We start from the raw sequence: 17,267 nt of genomic DNA, 5'->3' as shown, positions 1-17,267 counted from the left end.
TCGTGCGAATCCTAGGGAGAAAACTCTAACTTACGAGCTTGTTTGGTTTTAAACGCAGTCGTCATAATGAGCACGCCTTTGATCGGAGGAGACACAATGAAACGAAAACTGGCCATTACGGGGGCCGCAGCGCTCGCATTCGCGTTCGCGGGCGGCACGGCACACGCACAATCCGCAGGTGATTTCTACGTCAGCACCGGCTGGTTCCACCTTTCGCCGCAGGACAGCAGCGACCCGCTGTTCGTCTACGGCGTAGGCGGCACGCCCATCAACCAGTCGATTCCCAATACCGGCGCCGGTATCAGCGACGCCGATACGCTTGGGCTCGCAACGGGCTACTTCATCACCGACCATATCTCCACCGAGCTCGTTATGGGGATACCGCCGAAGTTCGACATCACCGGCAAGGGTCAGTTCGAAAGATTCGGCGTACTCGGCCGCGCGTACCAGTGGAGTCCCGCCGTATTGCTCCGCTACCACTTCAACGACGCCAACGCGAAGTTCCGTCCGTATGTCGGCATCGGCGCGACGTATGTCTGGTTCACCGGCGCGAAAATCACGAACGGCAGCTTCGAGAACGGCGTGCTCGGCGGCCCCACCAGCGCGACGACGAGCAACCAGTGGGCCCCCGTCTTCAACGCCGGCTTCACGTACAACTTCACGAAACACTGGTTCGCGGGCCTGTCGCTCTCGTACATCCCCGTCAGCGTGACCGCGACCTTCACGACGGCCCGCCGGACGCCGGTCGGGACGCTGACGGAAACGTCGAAGGCCCACATCTCGCTCAACCCGATCGTCACGTACCTGAACGTCGGCTACCGTTTCTAAGCGTAGTCGAATATTTGGGGAATGGTTAATCCTGCTGCAATTTGTAGCGGATTTTTCGTGGCGTAACGTCTCCACGATGCAAAACGCCCCGGCGGGCATCCCGTCGGGGCGTCGTTTTTTCGCGTCGGGCACGTCCCGGGCAAGGGTTTTACCGGACGCCGCCGCGGTCGTGGCCGCGGCCGTCAGACGGCGTCGATGTCGTCCAGCGCATCGGGCGCGATCAGGTCGATGCGGTCGGTGCAGACCGCGTCGACGCCCCAGCGCGCGAGTTCGCGCGCCCGTTCGAGGTCGTTCACCGTGTAAACCAGGATGCGCAGCCCGGCGCCCTTGATCGCGCGCACGAGCGGTTCGTCGAGGCGAGTGTGGTCTGCATGCAACGACACGCAACCGAGCGCGTCGACGACCTGCGCATGCCAGTCGTCGGGCACGACCTCGTAGAGCATTCCGCGCGGCAGCGCCGGCGCGGACGCGCGCGCCTGTTGCAGTGCGTCGAACGAGAACGACGACAGCAGCGGCGCCACCGCGGCATCGCGCCAGTACGCGGCGGCGTCGGCCGCCACGCGCCGCCCCGTTTCGCGCTCGCGCTCCGGGCACGGCTTGATCTCGACGTTCGCCGCCAGCCCGTGCGCGATGCAGCGCGCCGCCGCGGCCTCGAGCGTCGGCATCCGTTCGCCCGCGAAGCGCGCATCGCGCCACGCGCCCGCGTCGAGCGCAGCCAGCGCCGCATAACGCATGCCTGCCGCCGCGCCGTGGCCGTTCGACGTCCGGTCGACGGTATCGTCGTGCAGCAGGAACGTCACGTCGTCGGCCGACAGCTTCGCGTCGAACTCGACCATCCGGTGACCGCGCCGCGCGCCTTCGTCGAGCGCGGCAAGCGTGTTCTCCGGCGCGAGCGTCCCGCCGCCGCGATGGGCGACGACGCGCGGATAGGGCCAGTCGGGGTGGATCGTCATCGTCGGTCTCCCGGCAGTCGGACGGTTTCAGCCGGCGCGCTTGCCGGTTTCGGGATCGAAGAAATGCAGCCGGTGCGCGGGCAACGCCGCCGCGAGCGCGGTGCCACGCGCGGGACGGTCCGCGTGCGGCAGGCGCACCGCGACGTCGTGATTGCCCCAGCGGCCGTGCGCGAGATTGTCCGCGCCGAGCAGCTCGCACGAATCGACCGGCAGCGTCGCCTGCGCGACGCCCGGCTGCGGCGTCATGTGTTCGGGACGCACGCCGAGCACCCAGTCGCGCCCGGCGGCGATTTCGCGGCCGATGCCCGGCGCGCCGGCGACCGGCAGCGCGGGGCCGCCGCCCGCGACCGTGAAGGTCGCGCCGTCTTCCGACAGCCGGCCGTGCAGCAGGTTCATCGCCGGCGAGCCGATGAAGCCCGCGACGAACACCGTCGCAGGCTTCTCGTACACGTCGACCGGCGCGCCGATCTGCTCCGCGTAACCGCGGTTCATCACGATCACGCGCTGCGCGAGCGTCATCGCCTCGATCTGGTCGTGCGTCACGTACACGCTCGTCGTCGCGAGCCGCGCGTGCAGCCGCTGGATCTCGAGCCGCATCTGCACGCGCAGCTTCGCGTCGAGGTTCGACAACGGCTCGTCGAACAGGAACACCGACGGCTCGCGCACGATCGCGCGCCCCATCGCGACGCGCTGCCGCTGGCCGCCCGACAACTCGCGCGGCCGCCGCGCGAGCAGCGGCTCGAGCTCGAGGATCTTCGCGGCCGCGGCCACCCGCGAATCGATCGTCGCGCGCTCGATGCCGCGGATCTTCAGCCCGTAGCCCATGTTCTGCGCGACCGTCATGTGCGGGTACAGCGCATAGTTCTGGAACACCATCGCGATGTCGCGATCCTTCGGCTCCAGCGCGTTGACGACCCGGTCGCCGATCGCGATCTCGCCGTCCGTCACCGACTCGAGCCCCGCGATCATCCGCAGCAACGTCGACTTGCCGCAGCCCGACGGGCCGACCAGCACGATGAATTCGCCGTCGGCGATCTCCACGTCGATGCCGTGCAGCACGTGCTGCTTGCCGTCGTAGGATTTCCTGACGCCCTTCAAGCTCAGTGCAGCCATACCTGGTCCTTCTCCCGGTTACCGTCGGTCGTTCATTTCTCGGAATCGACGAGGCCGCGCACGAACCAGCGCTGCATCGCCAGCACGACGACGAGCGGCGGGATCATCGCCAGCAGCGTCGCCGCCATCACGTATTGCCATTCGGTCGCGGCGTCGCCGCTCGCGATCATCGTCTTGATGCCGACCACCGCCGTCGACAGCGACGCTTCCGTCGTGATCAGGATCGGCCACAGATACTGGTTCCAGCCGTAGATGAACGTGATCACGAACAGCGCGGCGATGCTCGTCTTCGACAGCGGCAGCACGACGTCCCAGAAGAAGCGCAGCGGCCCCGCGCCGTCGATGCGCGCCGCATCCATCAGCTCGTCGGGCAGCGTCATGAAGAACTGACGGAACAGGAACGTCGCGGTCGCCGATGCGATCAGCGGCATCGCGAGCCCCGCATAGGTGTTCGTCAGATGCAGCGTCGACACGACCTGCACGGTCGGGAAGATCCGCACTTCCACCGGCAGCATCAGCGTGACGAAGATCAGCCAGAACGCCGTGTTGCGAAACGGGAAGCGGAAATAGACGATCGCGTACGCGGACAGGATCGACACCGCGATCTTGCCGACCGCGATCCCGAGCGCCATCGCGAAGCTGTTCACGAGCAGGCGGCCGAACGGCGCCGTCGTGCCGCCGCTGCCGTGCCCCCAGATGTACGCGACGTTCTCGAACAGGTGCGTGCTCGGCACGAGCGACAGCGGCACCGTGAACACTTCCTGCGCGTTCATCGTCGCCGCGCAGAACGCGACGTAGACGGGGAACACGATCAGGACGACGCCGGCGATCAGCACCGCGTGGCAGAACAGGTCGAAGCCCTTGCGATTCTCGATCATGCGTATTGCACCCTGCGTTCGACGAAGCGGAACTGGATCACCGTGAGTCCCACGACGATGATCATCAGCACGACCGACTGCGCACCCGAACTGCCGATGTCGAGCCCCTGGAAGCCTTCCGCGAAGATCTTGTAGATCAGCGTCCTGGTGCTCTGCGCCGGGCCGCCGCCGGTGGCCGCGTCGATCACCGGGAAGGTGTCGAAGAACGCGTAGACGAGGTTTACGACCAGCAGGAAGAAACTCGTCGGCGACAGCAGCGGCAGCACGATGTTGAAGAAGCGCCGCACCGGCCCCGCGCCGTCGATCGCCGCCGCCTCGATCAGCGAGCGCGGAATCGCCTGCAGCCCCGCGTAGAAGAACAGGAAGTTGTAGCTCACCTGCTTCCATACCGACGCCAGCACGACGAGAAACATCGCCTGACCGCCGTTCAGCGCGTGGTTCCATACGATGCCGCCCTTCGCGAGCGCATACGTGATCAGGCCGATGCTCGGGTTGAACAGGAATGCCCACAGCACGGCCGCGATCGTCGGCGCGACCGCGTACGGCCAGATCAGCAGCGTGCGGTACACGCGCGCGCCGCGGATCACGCGGTCGGCGCATGCGGCGAGCAGCAGCGACACGACGAGCCCGCTCACCGTGACGAGCGAGCTGAACACGAGCGTCGTGCGGAACGAATCGAGATACAGCGGATCGGCGAACAGGTGCGCGAAGTTCGCGAAGCCGACGAACTCGCTCGACGTGCCGAACGCGTCCTGCGTCTGCGTCGACTGCCACAGCGCGACGCCGGCCGGCCACAGGAAGAACACGGCGGTGATCGCGAGCTGCGGCGCGATCAGCAGGTACGGCACCGGGCTCGTACCGAAACGGGAACGGGATTGCATCGCGGGTGTCCGGTCAGGCGAAACGGAAGGGAAACCGCGCCGCCGGACGGCACGCGCTGACGCGCGGCGCCGCCGGCGGCACGAACGCGATGCGCGCTCAGCCGCCCGACTTCTCGAAGCGGCGCAGCAGTTCGTCGCCGCGCGAGGCGGCCGAATCGAGCGCGTCCTTCGGCGACTTCTTCTGCGCCCAGACCTGTTCGAACTCCTCGTCGACGATCGTGCGGATCTGCGGCATGTTGCCCAGCCGCAGCCCCTTCGTGTACGGCAGCGGCGGCTTGTTCAACATCTGCTTGATCGCGGTTTCGGCGCTCGGGTTCTTCGCGTAGAAGCCCTGCTGGCGCGTCAGGTCGTACGCGGCGGTCGTCACCGGCAGGTAGCCCGTATCCTGGTGCCACTTCGCGGCGACGGCAGGCGTTGCCAGGTACGCGAGGAATTTCGCGACGCCCTTGTAGGTCGCCGGATCCTTGCCGGCCAGCACCCACAGGCTCGCGCCGCCGATGATCGCGTTCTGCGGCGCGCCCTTCACGTCCGCGTCGTACGGCAGCATCCCCGTGCCGTAGCTGAACTTCGCGAATTTCTGCACGTTCGCGAGCGCCCCCGACGACGTCGTCAGGATCCCGCAGTCGCCGCTGTAGAACTTCGCCGACGCTTCATCCTTGCGGCCCGCGTACGTGAACGTGCCGTCCTTCGCCATCTGCTGCAGGAACGCGATATGGGCGATCTGCTGCGGCTTGTTGAACTCGAGCACCGCGTCCGTACCGTCGAAGCCGTTGTTGCGGCTCGCGAACGGCAGCCCATGCCAAGCGCTGTAGTTTTCGAGCTGGATCCAGCCCTGCCAGCCGGTCGTGAAGCCGCAGGCCATCCCCGACTTGCGCAGCTTCTCGGCATCCACCTTCACGTCGGCCCACGTCTTCGGCGGCTGGTTCGGATCGAGGCCCGCCTTCTTGAACGCGTCCTTGTTGTAGTACAGCACCGGCGTCGAGCTGTTGAACGGCATCGAGACCAGGTGGCCCGTCTTCGCGTCGCTGTAGTAGCTCGCGATGGTCGGCACGAACGCCTTTTCGTCGAGCGTCACGCCGGCCTGCTTGAACACGTCGTAGACGGGCACGACCGCCTTCTTCGCCTGCATCATCGTCGCCGTGCCGACTTCGTACACCTGCAGGATCGCCGGCGCGTTGCCGCTGCGATAGGCCGCGATGCCGGCCGCGAGCGCCTGGTCGTAGGTGCCCTTGAAGACCGGCACGATCTTGTAGTCGCTTTGCGACGCGTTGAACTGGTCGGCGATCGCATTGACCCGCTCGCCGAGCGCGGCCTCCATCGCATGCCAGAACTGGATTTCCGTTGCGGCGAGCGCGACGTGTTGCGCCCCGAACATCAACGCGCCGCCGAGCGCGATCGACCGAACCAGTGTCCCCGCAGGCTTCTTCTTCATCGACCTCTCCTATGAAAACGTTACCAACAGCGTGTGCAACATTCCCGTCGCCATTGAACCGGCGAAGTCTAGTGATCGTTTGTGACAGTCAGTTGTCGTTGATGACGAACAGGCGCTGGTATTCCTTCAGCGCGAAGCGGTCGGTCATGCCGGCGATGTAGTGCGCGACGAGACGCGGCTGCTGCGCCGCGTCGTCGGACTGGTACGGCGGCGGCAGCAGGCGCGGATCGTCGATGAACGCGTCGAACAAGCCCGTGACGACGCGCTGCGCCTTGCTCGCCATGCGCATCACCTTGTAGTGGCGATACAGGTTCTTGAAGAGGAAGCGCTTGAGGGCCGCCGCCTGCGCGGCGACCTCGGGGCTGTGCGACACGAGCGGCGGTGCGTCGCGCACGTCGTCGAGCGACGCGGGCGCGACGCGCACGAGATTGCGCGTCGTCTCGTCGATCAGGTCGACGATCAGCGTGTTGATGATGCGGCGCACCGTCTCGTGCACGAGACGGCGGCCTTCGAGATGCGGGAATTCGGCGAGCGCCGCTTCGTAGTGACGCTGCCACAGCTCGACTTCCGCGAGCTGCTCGATCGTGATCAGGCCGGAGCGCAGGCCGTCGTCGACGTCGTGGTTGTTGTACGCGATTTCATCGGCGATGTTCGCGAGCTGCGCTTCGAGCGACGGCTGGCGGCCCTGCAGGAAGCGCTCGCCGAGCGCGCCGAGCTTGCGCGCGTTCTCGCGCGAGCAGTGCTTCAGGATGCCTTCGCGCGTCTCGAAGCACAGGTTCAATCCGTTGAACGCGCCGTAGTGCTCCTCGAGCTCGTCGACCACGGCGAGGCTCTGCAGGTTGTGCTCGAAGCCGCCATGCTCGCGCATGCACGCATTCAGCGCGTCCTGCCCGGCATGGCCGAACGGCGTATGGCCGAGATCGTGCGCGAGCGAGATCGCTTCGACGAGATCCTCGTTCAGGCGCAGGTTGCGCGCGACCGAGCGCGCGATCTGCGCGACTTCGAGGCTGTGCGTGAGGCGTGTGCGGAACAGGTCGCCTTCGTGATTGACGAAGACCTGCGTCTTGTATTCGAGCCGGCGAAACGCGGTCGAATGGACGATGCGGTCGCGATCGCGCTGGAATTCGGTGCGCGCCGCCGGCGGGTTTTCCGGATGGCGGCGGCCGCGCGACTGCGACGCGTGCGCGGCATACGGAGCGAGATGGGCTTCCAGCGCCGCCAGCGTCGGCGGCTCGGCCACCGGCGCGGCGGATGCGCGGCCGGCTTCGGACAGTGTTCGGCTGGATGTCTCGCTCACGTCTCCTCCATGTCAGGGCGCCGGCACATCCGCGCCGCCGTTAGTGGGTCGTCTGCGCCAGTGTAGCGAATACCGCTTCGTCCGGCGCCTGCGTGATCAGCGTATCGCCGAATCGCTTCAGCAGGATGAACTTGATCGCGCCGGCCTCGGCCTTCTTGTCGACGCGCATCAGATCCATGTAGCGCGTGTCGCCGAGCGCGGGCCCGCGGGTCGGCAGATGCGCGGCCGCGATCACCGCATCGAGGCGCTGCCGCGACGCTTCGTCGAAGAGACCGAGCCGCACCGACAGGTCGCCCGCCATCACCATCCCGCAGCCGACCGCCTCGCCGTGCAGCCATTCGCCGTAGCCGAGCCCGGCCTCGATCGCATGGCCGAACGTGTGGCCGAAATTCAGGATCGCGCGCAGGCCGCCTTCGCGCTCGTCGGCCGCGACGACGCTCGCCTTGATCTCGCACGAACGCTTCACCGCATGCGCGAGCGCAGCCGGCTCGCGACGGTTCAGCGCACCGACGTTCGCCTCGATCCAGTCGAAGAACTCGGCATCGGCGATCGCGCCCGTCTTGATGACTTCGGCGACGCCCGCCGCCAGTTCGCGATCGGGCAGCGTCGTCAGCGCGCCGATGTCCGCGATCACGGCCTGCGGCTGGTAGAACGCGCCGATCATGTTCTTGCCGAGCGGGTGATTGATGCCCGTCTTGCCGCCGACCGACGAATCGACCTGCGACAGCAGCGTCGTCGGTACCTGGATGAACGGCACGCCGCGCATGTAGCACGCGGCGGCAAAGCCCGTCATGTCGCCGACCACGCCGCCGCCGAGCGCGACGAGCGTCGTCTTGCGATCCGCGTGATCGGTGAGCAGGCCGTCGAAGATCAGGTTCAGCGTTTCCCAGTTCTTGTACGCCTCGCCGTCCGGCAGCACGACCGTCGACACGCGCTTGCCGAGCGGCGCGAGCGCCGCGCGCAGCGCGTCGCCGTAAAGCGGATCGACCGTCGTGTTCGTGACGATCGTGACGGACGAGCCGTTGATGTGGGGAGCGAACAGCTCGGTGCGGCCGATCAGGCCGGCGCCAATATGAATCGGATAGGCGCGGTCGCCCAGATCGACGTTGACAGTAATCATGCTTGTAGCGGCTTGGCGATGACGCCGGCCAGTTCGAGTTGCATCAGCACCATGTTGACGAGACCGTTGACCGACGGACGGCCGGTCTCGATGACGAAATCCGCGCATTCGCGGTACAGCGGGTCGCGCACTTCGTACAACGCTTCGAGACGCCCCTTCGGATCTTCCGTCTGCAACAGCGGGCGGTTCTTGTCCTTGCGCGTGCGCAGCCACAGATCGTGCGGATTGGCGCGCAGGTAGACGACGATGCCGTTGGTTTTCAGGCTGACGCGATTTTCCGGACGCAGCACCGCGCCGCCGCCCGTCGCGAGCACGATGTTCTCGCGCTGCGCGAGATCGGCGATGACCTGCGTTTCGCGGTCGCGAAACCCGGCCTCGCCCTCCAGCTCGAAGATCACCGGAATGCGCGCGCCCGTACGGGCCTCGATTTCGTGGTCGGAGTCGAAGAACGTCCTGTCGAGACGACGCGCGACCGCACGGCCCACGGTGGTCTTACCCGCTCCCATAAGGCCGACGAAAAATACGTTTGCATGTGGGTCCCGCGCTTGCAACGGCTTCCTCTGCTTCAATCTTGCTGGTGTGTGGCGCAGCTTACTGGCAAAGCGGCTGCCTTGTCGAGCCTGCGCCGGCGGCTTCCGGCCCCGTTTTCTCGGCGTCCACGTCGCCCGTGTCGGATGCGCCGCAACGCGCCTCGACGACGGTCGGCGTGATGAAGACGACCAGTTCGTGGCGCTGGTCACGCTGCGCGCGGTGCCGGAAAAGCGCGCCCAGAATCGGTATTTTGCCCAAGAGCGGCACGCGCGTCACATCGTTCCGGTTCAGTTGTTCATAGATGCCGCCGATCGCGACCGTCCCGCCATTCTCGACCTCGACGCGCGTCTGCACGTGCTTCGTATGGATGGCGGGGCCGGCCGCGGTCGGCTCGCCGACGCTGTCCTTGGTCACGTCGAGATCGAGCACCACGCGCCCGTCCGGCGTGATCTGCGGCTCGACCTCCAGCTTGAGCGTCGCACGACGGAACTGCACGCCGCTCATGCCATTGCCGACCTTCGCCTGGTACGGCAGCTCGGAACCCTGTTCGACGATGGCCTTGACGCGGTCCGCCGTCACCACCCGCGGACGCGAAACGATCTGGCCCCGACCCTGTGCCTCGAGCGCACTCAGTTCGATGTCGAGTACGCGGCTGAGCGGCGCGGCGAACAGCGTGAAGCCGGCAGTCGCCGCGTCGAAACCGCCGAGCGGCCGCGCGGCGAGATCCAGCGCGTTGCGCGCGTCCGCCGTGAACGACGCCCCCTCGGCCGACGACGGCCGTCCCTGCGCACGCAGCGCGACGCGCGCGCCAAGGTTGCGCGAGAAACCCTGCTCGCCCTCGACGATGCGGGCCTCGATGCGGACCTGCCGCGACGGCCGGTCGATCGCGTCGATCAGGCCCGCGATCTGAGCGAGGCGCGGCGCGAGATCGGTCACGAACAGCAGGTTCGTGCGCGGATCGGCCGCCGCGGCGCCGCGCTTCGACAGCAGGCGCTGGCCGGTCGCGCCGGCCAGCAGCCGTTGCACGTCCTGCGCGCGCGGATAGTGCAGCGCGAACGTACGGCTCGCGAGCGGCTCCAGATCGGCGGCCCGCGCATGCATTTCGAAGCGCTCGCGTTCGCGCGCAGCCAGTTCGATTGCCGGCGTGACCCAGATCACGTTGCCGCGCCGGGACATCGCGAGCCCGTGCGTGTCGAGCAGCGTGTCGAACGCTTCGCGCCAGCGGACGTTGTTCAGACGTAACGTCACCGTGCCGCGCACCTGCTCGCCGACGACGATATTGAGCCCCGTGAACCGCGCGATCGCGTCGAACGCAGCCGCGAGGCCGGCGCCCTGCAGATTCAGCGAGATCCGCCGCGCGTCGTCTGCATCGCCGGGTTGCCGCGCCGCGGCGTCGCTCATTCGGGCCGGTGGCGCCAGCGGGATCGGCGGCCCCTCCAGCGTGGGGAGCGGTGCGGCGGTTTCCGTCTGCCGCGCCGCACGCGCTGCCTGATCGAACGGCGACGGGCCGGCGTCCTCCGCTACCGCGCCGTCCACGCCGTCAGCCACGCGCAACGGCTGCGACAGGCCCGGCATCGACACCTCCGTCGACCCGGCCGGCCAGACCGCCGGCAGCGGCGGCAACGACGCGCTTGCATCAGCCGTCGTCATGCCGGCCCAAACGACAAACACCCAACAGCCATGTTTCGTCATGGCCGGCCTCCGTCGTCCAGGACGAGCCGCTGCGATCCGTCCGCCGTCGCAAGCGTCACGGCAGCGCGATCGACGCGCACCACGCGCGCGGCCCCCAGCACCTCGCCGGGCGCGACGATCGTGAACGCGCCGTCGCCGTCGTCGAACAACGCGAGACCGGTACGCGCATCGCGAATCGTGCCGGCAAGACGAGCTGCGCGCTGCGCCGCTTCGGTCGGGCCAGCCTCACCGAACGGATCGGCGTCGGACGCAGCGGCACGAACCGGCGTGTCGGCCGCCGCGGCGGTGGCTGCCGGCAGCGCCGGAAACACGTCGACGGACATATCCACCCGCACCGCCGACATGCCACGCTCGATACGCAGCGCCGACGGTACGGCCAACACCGGCAAGCGCGCCAGCCCGCCGACCATATGCGCTAGCGCGCGAAAGCCGCCATCCGCGACGATGCGCACGGTGCGCCGGCCGTCCGGTGCCGCGCCATCGGCGCGCTGCGGTTCGATCGACACACCCTGCAGCCCGCTCGATGCAGCGACGTCGGCCAGCTCCAGCATCAACTCGGCCCATTCCGGCGCATCCGGCAACCGATCGTCGCGCGCCGACGCACGATGCCCGTCACGCCGTTGTCCGGCGGAAGCAAGCACGCGTTGCGCGTCGGCCTCACGCGCCTGCGCTGCGGCGAGCAACGCGCGACCGTGTGCCAGCCCGCTCCAGTCGGCCGTATTCGCCAGATGAATGCCGCCGGCCGACACGGCAACGAATGCCAGCACGCAACCCGCGACGTGCACGGCCGCCGGCGACACGCGCGGCATGCGGCCCGCCCCGGCGCGTGCGTGCAGCGCCGGCCGATGCACGAGCGCCGTCATGCGCCCCCTCCCGACACCGTCCGCGACGACATCGCGTCGTGCCAGCGCAACTGCACCGAGAAAAGGAACGGCATCCCGGCCGCGGAAGCCGGCGCATCCGACGCAGGCTTCAACGTCTCGATATCGATCCGCCAGTCGCGCTGCTCGCGCGCCATCGCGGCGAGCCACCGCGCAGCCGCCCGGTAACTCGCGGCGCGCGCGTCGAGCACGGCGCCGGTCGTCGTCATGCGCAGTGCGTCGAGCCGGACATGATCGGCGCGCACTTGCTTCAGGGTCGCCAGCAACCCTGCCACGCGCCGGTAAGGCGCGGCCAGCGCAGCCGCCTGCGCTTCGCGCTGCGCGATGGCGGCGGCGGCATGGGCGGCGCGCGTCGCAACGGCCACTTGCGGCTGCAACTGCCGCAGCCGTGCCTCCACGCCGGCGCGCTCGGCGTCCACTCGCCACCGCGACAACACGGCGGCGCCCGTCCACAGGCCGGCGCCGAGCATGCCGAGCAGGATCGCCACACCGCACTGCGCGGCCCGACGGCGCCGTAACGCCTGCGCCAATCGTTCGCGGTACGGCAGCAGGTTGAAGTCGCCGAATATCGCCCGTCCCGCCTGCCCGGCCGCCACCGCCCCGCCTCCGTTCGCCGCCACGTGATCGGCCATCATTCCCACACCCCGCGCAACGCCAGCCCGACTGCGACGGCAAACGCCGGGCCGCCCGGCATGCCGGCGCGCGCGCACGGCTGGCCGTCCCAGCCCGTGCAGTCGAACGGGAGCGCCGCCGTGCCGAGCACGTCGCCGATCTCGGCGACGGACGTATCGAAGCGGGCGATAGATCGCTCGTCCCCGGCAACGAGTACGCACCGCACGGCCCCGAACACACGTCGGCGCAACGCATCGGGAAGTGCCTCCGGCAACGTGCCGGACAGCGCGAGCGCCGGGGTGGTCGACGGGCCCTCGATTCGCCAGCCGCGCACGCCCGTGTCGCAGAACCAGAGCGCCGCGTAGGCGCCCTGCGCGTCGAGTTCGAACTGCGCGGCATAGCGCAGCGCGCGCAGCACGGCGGCCGACTCGCCGTCGATCACCGTCAGGTCGATACCGGCCTGGGCGGCCACGTCGATCCGCCGCTCGAGCAGCGCCAGCGGCGCCACCGCCACCGCGATCTCGCCGGACCGCGCGCCGCCGTAGTGCCGCCAGTCGAACGCGAGACTGTCCGGCGCCAGCCCCGAGATGCGCTCGGCCGCCTGCCGCGCGGCATCCGGGATGTCGCCGCGCCCGGCCAGATCGAGCGTCGCGGTGCGCATCTCGTCGTCGTGCAGCGCCATCACGCCGTGCGCGTCGCACCGCACATCGGACGCCGACAGCCGCGCCACGGCTGCCGCCAGCGACCGCGCGACCGCCGCCCAGCGCGCGTCTTCCGGCCCGTCCGCCAACCCGACCGGTTCACGCTCGAGCCCCTCGACGCGCACGTCCGCGTCCCGGCCGCGCCGGCTCAGCACGGCCACCCTCACTTCGTGCGCACCGACGTCGATTCCCGTCGACCGATGCCTGCCCGGTGCAAACCGCGCCACCCATCGTCCTGCCATCCCAGCCTCCCGAGATCGTCGCGGCCCACGCCGCGTTTCCGAGACCTGATTCTGCAAAGCGACGCGTGCGGCCGACAGTCGGCCAGACGGCCAGTATCCGCTCGTGGCGGCCGCGCCCGGACTATGCTGACGGCACGCCGACCCGCGGCTTTCCGACGGGCGGCCCCCGCGTCAGGACCGGTCTTACCGGGCAGCTATAATCGCGGGACTGTTTTCCGGTATGCCTATGCAATCCACGACTCCTACGTCCCCGCCTCCCGCCCCGGAGCCGAAGAAGCGACCCTGGTGGCAAAAAGTCCTGCTCGGCTTCGCCGCGATGTGCGTGGCCCTCGTCGTGGCCGGCGGCCTCGTGCTCGGCTACGCGCTCGTCGTGGCGTGGCCGAACATGCCGTCGCTCGACGCGCTGACCGACTATCGGCCGAAGGTGCCGCTGCGCATCTATACGTCGGATCACGTGCTGATCGGCGAATTCGGCGAGGAGCGCCGCGACGTCGTCCATTTCAAGGACGTGCCCGACTCGCTGAAGAAGGCGATCCTCGCGATCGAGGACGCGCGCTTCTACGATCACGGCGGCGTCGATCTCACCGGCATCATCCGCGCCGGCTTCGTCGCGCTGACGAACGGCCACGCGTCGCAGGGCGCGAGCACGATCACGATGCAGGTCGCGCGCAACTTCTTCCTGTCGAGCGAGAAAACCTACACGCGCAAGATCTACGAGATGCTGCTCGCGTACCGGATCGAGCGCGCGCTGACGAAGGATCAGATTCTCGAGGTCTACATGAATCAGATCTATCTCGGCCAGCGCGCGTACGGCTTCGCGAGCGCCGCGCGGGTCTATTTCGGCAAGGACCTGAAGGACATCACGCTCGCGGAAGCCGCGATGCTCGCGGGGCTGCCGAAGGCGCCGTCCGCGTACAACCCGGTCGTGAACCCGAAGCGCGCGAAGGTGCGTCAGGAATACATCCTGCAGCGGATGCTCGAGCTGAACTTCATCACGCGCGAACAGTACGACGAAGCCGCCGCGCAGCCGCTCGTCGTCAAGGGGCCGGGCCGCGATTTCAGCGTGCATGCCGAGTACGTCGCCGAAATGGTCAGACAGATGATGTACGCGCAGTATCGCGAGGAAACCTACACGCGCGGCTTTAACGTCGTCACGACGATCGATTCCGCGGACCAGCAGGTCGCGTACACCGCGCTGCGCAAGGGCATCATGGATTACGAGCGCCGCCACGGCTATCGCGGGCCGGAGGGCTTCATCGAGCTGCCGGCCGGTGCCGACGATCGCGAACAGGCGATCGACGACGCGCTGCTCGAGCACCCCGACAACGGCGAGCTGATCGCCGCGGTCGTGACGGCCGCGAGCCCGCGCCAGATCACGGTTGCGTTCATCGACGGCAGCACGGCGACGATCGAGGGCGACAACCTGCGCTTCGCGTCGGGCGCGCTGTCCGCCAACGCGCAGCCGAACCGCCGCATCCGCCCCGGCGCGATCGTCCGTGTCGTGAAGAACGACGCCGGCAAATGGTCGATCACGCAGTTGCCGCAGGTCGAAGGCGCGTTCCTGTCGATCGTCCCGCAGGACGGCGCGATCCGCTCGCTCGTCGGCGGCTTCGACTACAACAAGAACAAGTTCAACCACGTCACGCAGGCGTGGCGGCAGCCGGGTTCGTCGTTCAAGCCGTTCATCTACTCGGCATCGCTCGACAAGGGCCTCGGGCCGGCCACCGTGATCAACGACGGCCCGCTGTATTTCAGCGCCGCGGAAACCGGCGGCCAGCCGTGGGAGCCGAAGAACTACGGCGGCGGCTTCGAGGGCCCGATGTCGATGCGCACCGCGCTGCAGCGCTCGCGCAACCTCGTTTCGATCCGGATCCTGAACCACATCGGCACGAAATACGCGCAGCAATACATCACGCGCTTCGGCTTCGACGCCGAGCGCCATCCCGCCTACCTGCCGATGGCACTCGGCGCCGGCCAGGTCACGCCGCTGCAGATGGCGGGCGCGTATTCGGTCTTCGCGAACGGCGGCTACCGCATCAATCCGTACCTGATCGCCGAAGTCACCGATCCGAACGGCGCGATCGTCGCGCGCGCGCAGCCGCTCGTCGCCGAGCAGAACGCGCCGCGCGCGATCGACGCGCGCAACGCCTACGTGATGAACAGCCTGCTGCAGAGCGTCGCGCAGCGCGGCACGGGCGCGCGGACCAACGTGCTGAAGCGCACCGACCTCGCGGGCAAGACCGGCACGACGAACGACTCGCACGACGCGTGGTTCGCCGGCTACCAGCACACGCTCGCCGCGATCGCGTGGATCGGCTACGACAATCCGCGCAGCCTCGGCGATCGGGAAACCGGCGGCGGCCTGTCACTGCCGGTCTGGATCGACTACATGGGTGCGGCGCTCAAGGGCGTGCCCGAGTTCAAGCCGACGGCGCCTGACGGCGTCGAATCGCTCGGCGGCGAGCTGTACTTCACCGAGTTCACGCCGGGTCACGGCTTCGTGTCGACGGTCGGCGTGCCGCAGGCGCCGGCCGCACAGAACGTCGACGAGGCCGTACCGCACGTCGACGAACAGGAAAAGCAGGACATCATGAACCTGTTCCGCGGCCACTGACCCGCGGCCCCGGCCATGAAAAAAGCGCCCCACGGGGCGCTTTTTCGTTGGGCACGACGTTGGGGGGCAGTGCCCCGGCCGTCACGCGCTGAACGTGATCGGCAGGCCGGCCTGCTGGGTCGCGTACTCGGTGAGCGCCGCGAAGAACTCGGTGCCCGTGCGCGTATCGCGCCATGCGCCGTCGATGAAACGGTAGTGGAATCCGCCCGCCTTCGCGGCAATCCACACTTCCTTCATCGGCGGCTGCAGGTTGACGATGATCTTCGAGCCGTTCTCGAACGTCAGCGTCAGCACGCTGCCGTTGCGCTCCAGGTCGATGTCGTGATCGCCGTCGTTCGCGGCGTCCACGGTACGCTCGACGGCCGCCAGCACGGCCTCTGCGCGGGCCAGGTATTCGGTATCGGACATGCTAAACTCTATCGGTTAAATTGTTCAGGGACGATCATGCGAGTCGTTTTCCGGATGAGCGCGATTGTAGCGGCTTTGGCGATTCTTGCCGGCTGCGGTCAAAGCGGCGCGCTCTATCTGCCCACCGTGCCGCCGATGCCCAAGCCGATCCAGCAACAGGACACGCCGCCGTCGGACGTGAAACCGACCGACGAGAACGCGTCGTCCGACGAGACGCCCGACACGTCCGGTTCGCCGCTCGCGCTATCGCCCGAGTTGTCGAGCAGTGCATCGACGCTGCCCGCCCCGGCATCGGGCCCGGCCGCCACGAAGTAACGCCGCGCTGCCGCCCGCGCGGCGCTCGAAACGAGGCGATGACCATTCGGTCATCGCCTTTTGCTTTTTCCGGGCCGCCCCGTCATGCGCGCACGCGCCGCCATCCCCACGCAACCAGTCGCCAGCCGAGCAACGCGGCGACGATCGCCGCGTAGAGCTTCGGCTGCGCGAGATCGTGCTTGCCGGCCCGCATCCACCAGAAGTGCAGCACGCCGAACAGCGCGATCGCATAGATCGCGCTGTGCAGCGTCGCCCAGTGGCGACCGAGCCGGCGCACCATCGCGCGCGGCGACGTCGCGGCGAGCGGAATCAGCAGCACGAACGCCGCGAAGCCGACCGTGATGAACGGGCGCTTGCCGACGTCCTTCAGGATCGCGACGACGTCGAACCACTTGTCGAACCACAGGTAGGTCGTGAAATGCAGCGTCGCGTAAAAGAACGCGAACAGCCCGATCATCCGGCGAAAGCGCAGCAGCGGCGCGAAACCCGTCATGCGCCTCACCGGCGTGACGGCAAGCGTGATGCACAACAGGACGAGCGTCCACAAGCCCGTCGAGCGCGTGACGAACTCGATCGGGTTCGCGCCGAGCCGATCGGTCAGCCCGAACAGCACGATGCGCGCGAGCGGATAGAGGCCGGCCGCGAACACCAGCACCTTGGCCGGTGCGACCCAGCGCGGCGCAATGGGGCGGCTCGCACCGGCCCGCGCCGTGCGCGCGGCCGGCCCGTCGCCCGCGGCGCGGGCAGACGTGAGCGTCGAAGGAGGCAT

At 68.2% G+C, this 17,267-nt stretch carries 17 protein-coding genes; 3 read left to right on the top strand and 14 right to left on the bottom strand.

The genetic code is table 11. The features are described 5' to 3' along the window. Nucleotides 1–96: 96 nt before the first annotated feature. Nucleotides 97–828 (top strand): OmpW/AlkL family protein, encoded by a 732-nt coding sequence (locus WS96_RS12690; protein WP_034209756.1) that lies wholly within the window; start codon nt 97–99, stop codon nt 826–828. Between the two features lie 182 nt (nt 829–1,010). Here the strand turns inward: WS96_RS12690 and ugpQ are convergent, their stop codons facing one another. The 12 genes from ugpQ to WS96_RS12630 form a co-directional block, all read right to left on the bottom strand. Beyond that, nucleotides 1,011–1,781, bottom strand: a complete 771-nt coding sequence (gene ugpQ, locus WS96_RS12685) for a glycerophosphodiester phosphodiesterase (protein ID WP_059832909.1) — start codon at nt 1,779–1,781, stop codon at nt 1,011–1,013. Nucleotides 1,782–1,808: 27 nt separating this feature from the next. Beyond that, complete coding sequence (locus WS96_RS12680; protein ID WP_059832906.1) at nt 1,809–2,894, bottom strand: sn-glycerol-3-phosphate import ATP-binding protein UgpC; 1,086 nt, start codon at nt 2,892–2,894, stop codon at nt 1,809–1,811. Nucleotides 2,895–2,926: 32 nt separating this feature from the next. Next, entirely contained in the window at nt 2,927–3,772 is an 846-nt protein-coding gene (gene ugpE, locus WS96_RS12675; RefSeq protein WP_034209753.1) for a sn-glycerol-3-phosphate ABC transporter permease UgpE, read from the bottom strand. Continuing rightward, entirely contained in the window at nt 3,769–4,653 is an 885-nt protein-coding gene (ugpA, locus tag WS96_RS12670; RefSeq protein WP_059832904.1) for a sn-glycerol-3-phosphate ABC transporter permease UgpA, read from the bottom strand. The genes ugpE and ugpA overlap by 4 nt, the downstream gene beginning before the upstream one ends. 97 nt (nt 4,654–4,750) lie before the next feature. After that, entirely contained in the window at nt 4,751–6,085 is a 1,335-nt protein-coding gene (ugpB, locus tag WS96_RS12665) for a sn-glycerol-3-phosphate ABC transporter substrate-binding protein UgpB (RefSeq protein WP_059832901.1), read from the bottom strand. An 88-nt stretch (nt 6,086–6,173) separates the two neighbouring features. Then, nucleotides 6,174–7,382, bottom strand: coding sequence for a deoxyguanosinetriphosphate triphosphohydrolase (locus WS96_RS12660; RefSeq protein ID WP_059832899.1), 1,209 nt, complete (start codon nt 7,380–7,382; stop codon nt 6,174–6,176). Between the two features lie 40 nt (nt 7,383–7,422). Then, a complete protein-coding gene (gene aroB, locus WS96_RS12655; protein WP_059832895.1) occupies nt 7,423–8,502 on the bottom strand; it encodes a 3-dehydroquinate synthase in 1,080 nt (359 codons plus the stop codon). Further along, a complete protein-coding gene (locus WS96_RS12650; protein ID WP_059832892.1) occupies nt 8,499–9,053 on the bottom strand; it encodes a shikimate kinase in 555 nt (184 codons plus the stop codon). The genes aroB and WS96_RS12650 overlap by 4 nt, the downstream gene beginning before the upstream one ends. A 40-nt stretch (nt 9,054–9,093) precedes the next feature. After that, nucleotides 9,094–10,725, bottom strand: a complete 1,632-nt coding sequence (locus tag WS96_RS12645; protein ID WP_059832889.1) for a type IV pilus secretin PilQ — start codon at nt 10,723–10,725, stop codon at nt 9,094–9,096. Further along, the gene (locus tag WS96_RS12640) at nt 10,722–11,588 is read right to left on the bottom strand and encodes a hypothetical protein (RefSeq protein WP_059832886.1); all 867 of its coding nucleotides are present in this window, start codon (nt 11,586–11,588) and stop codon (nt 10,722–10,724) included. The genes WS96_RS12645 and WS96_RS12640 overlap by 4 nt, the downstream gene beginning before the upstream one ends. Then, nucleotides 11,585–12,238 (bottom strand): hypothetical protein, encoded by a 654-nt coding sequence (locus tag WS96_RS12635; RefSeq protein WP_059832883.1) that lies wholly within the window; start codon nt 12,236–12,238, stop codon nt 11,585–11,587. The genes WS96_RS12640 and WS96_RS12635 overlap by 4 nt, the downstream gene beginning before the upstream one ends. Continuing rightward, a complete protein-coding gene (locus tag WS96_RS12630; RefSeq protein WP_059832880.1) occupies nt 12,238–13,161 on the bottom strand; it encodes a hypothetical protein in 924 nt (307 codons plus the stop codon). The genes WS96_RS12635 and WS96_RS12630 overlap by 1 nt, the downstream gene beginning before the upstream one ends. 226 nt (nt 13,162–13,387) lie before the next feature. On the opposite strand from WS96_RS12630, the gene WS96_RS12625 reads away from it, so the two are divergent. Continuing rightward, a complete protein-coding gene (locus WS96_RS12625; protein ID WP_156443625.1) occupies nt 13,388–15,775 on the top strand; it encodes a penicillin-binding protein 1A in 2,388 nt (795 codons plus the stop codon). An 81-nt stretch (nt 15,776–15,856) separates the two neighbouring features. Here WS96_RS12625 and cyaY read toward each other — a convergent pair whose 3' ends face one another. After that, nucleotides 15,857–16,183 carry an iron donor protein CyaY gene (gene cyaY / locus WS96_RS12620; RefSeq protein ID WP_059832877.1) on the bottom strand — a complete coding sequence of 109 codons (327 nt, stop codon included), beginning with the start codon at nt 16,181–16,183 and terminating at the stop codon, nt 15,857–15,859. Between the two features lie 36 nt (nt 16,184–16,219). On the opposite strand from cyaY, the gene lptM reads away from it, so the two are divergent. Continuing rightward, nucleotides 16,220–16,498, top strand: coding sequence for an LPS translocon maturation chaperone LptM (lptM, locus tag WS96_RS12615; RefSeq protein ID WP_034209742.1), 279 nt, complete (start codon nt 16,220–16,222; stop codon nt 16,496–16,498). An 82-nt stretch (nt 16,499–16,580) separates the two neighbouring features. Here the strand turns inward: lptM and msrQ are convergent, their stop codons facing one another. After that, entirely contained in the window at nt 16,581–17,267 is a 687-nt protein-coding gene (msrQ, locus tag WS96_RS12610) for a protein-methionine-sulfoxide reductase heme-binding subunit MsrQ (protein ID WP_059832874.1), read from the bottom strand.

Origin of the sequence: Burkholderia sp. MSMB1835, from assembly GCF_001526365.1 — a bacterium.
GTDB lineage: Bacteria > Pseudomonadota > Gammaproteobacteria > Burkholderiales > Burkholderiaceae > Burkholderia.
This window is presented reverse-complemented; position numbering and strand designations above follow the sequence as displayed.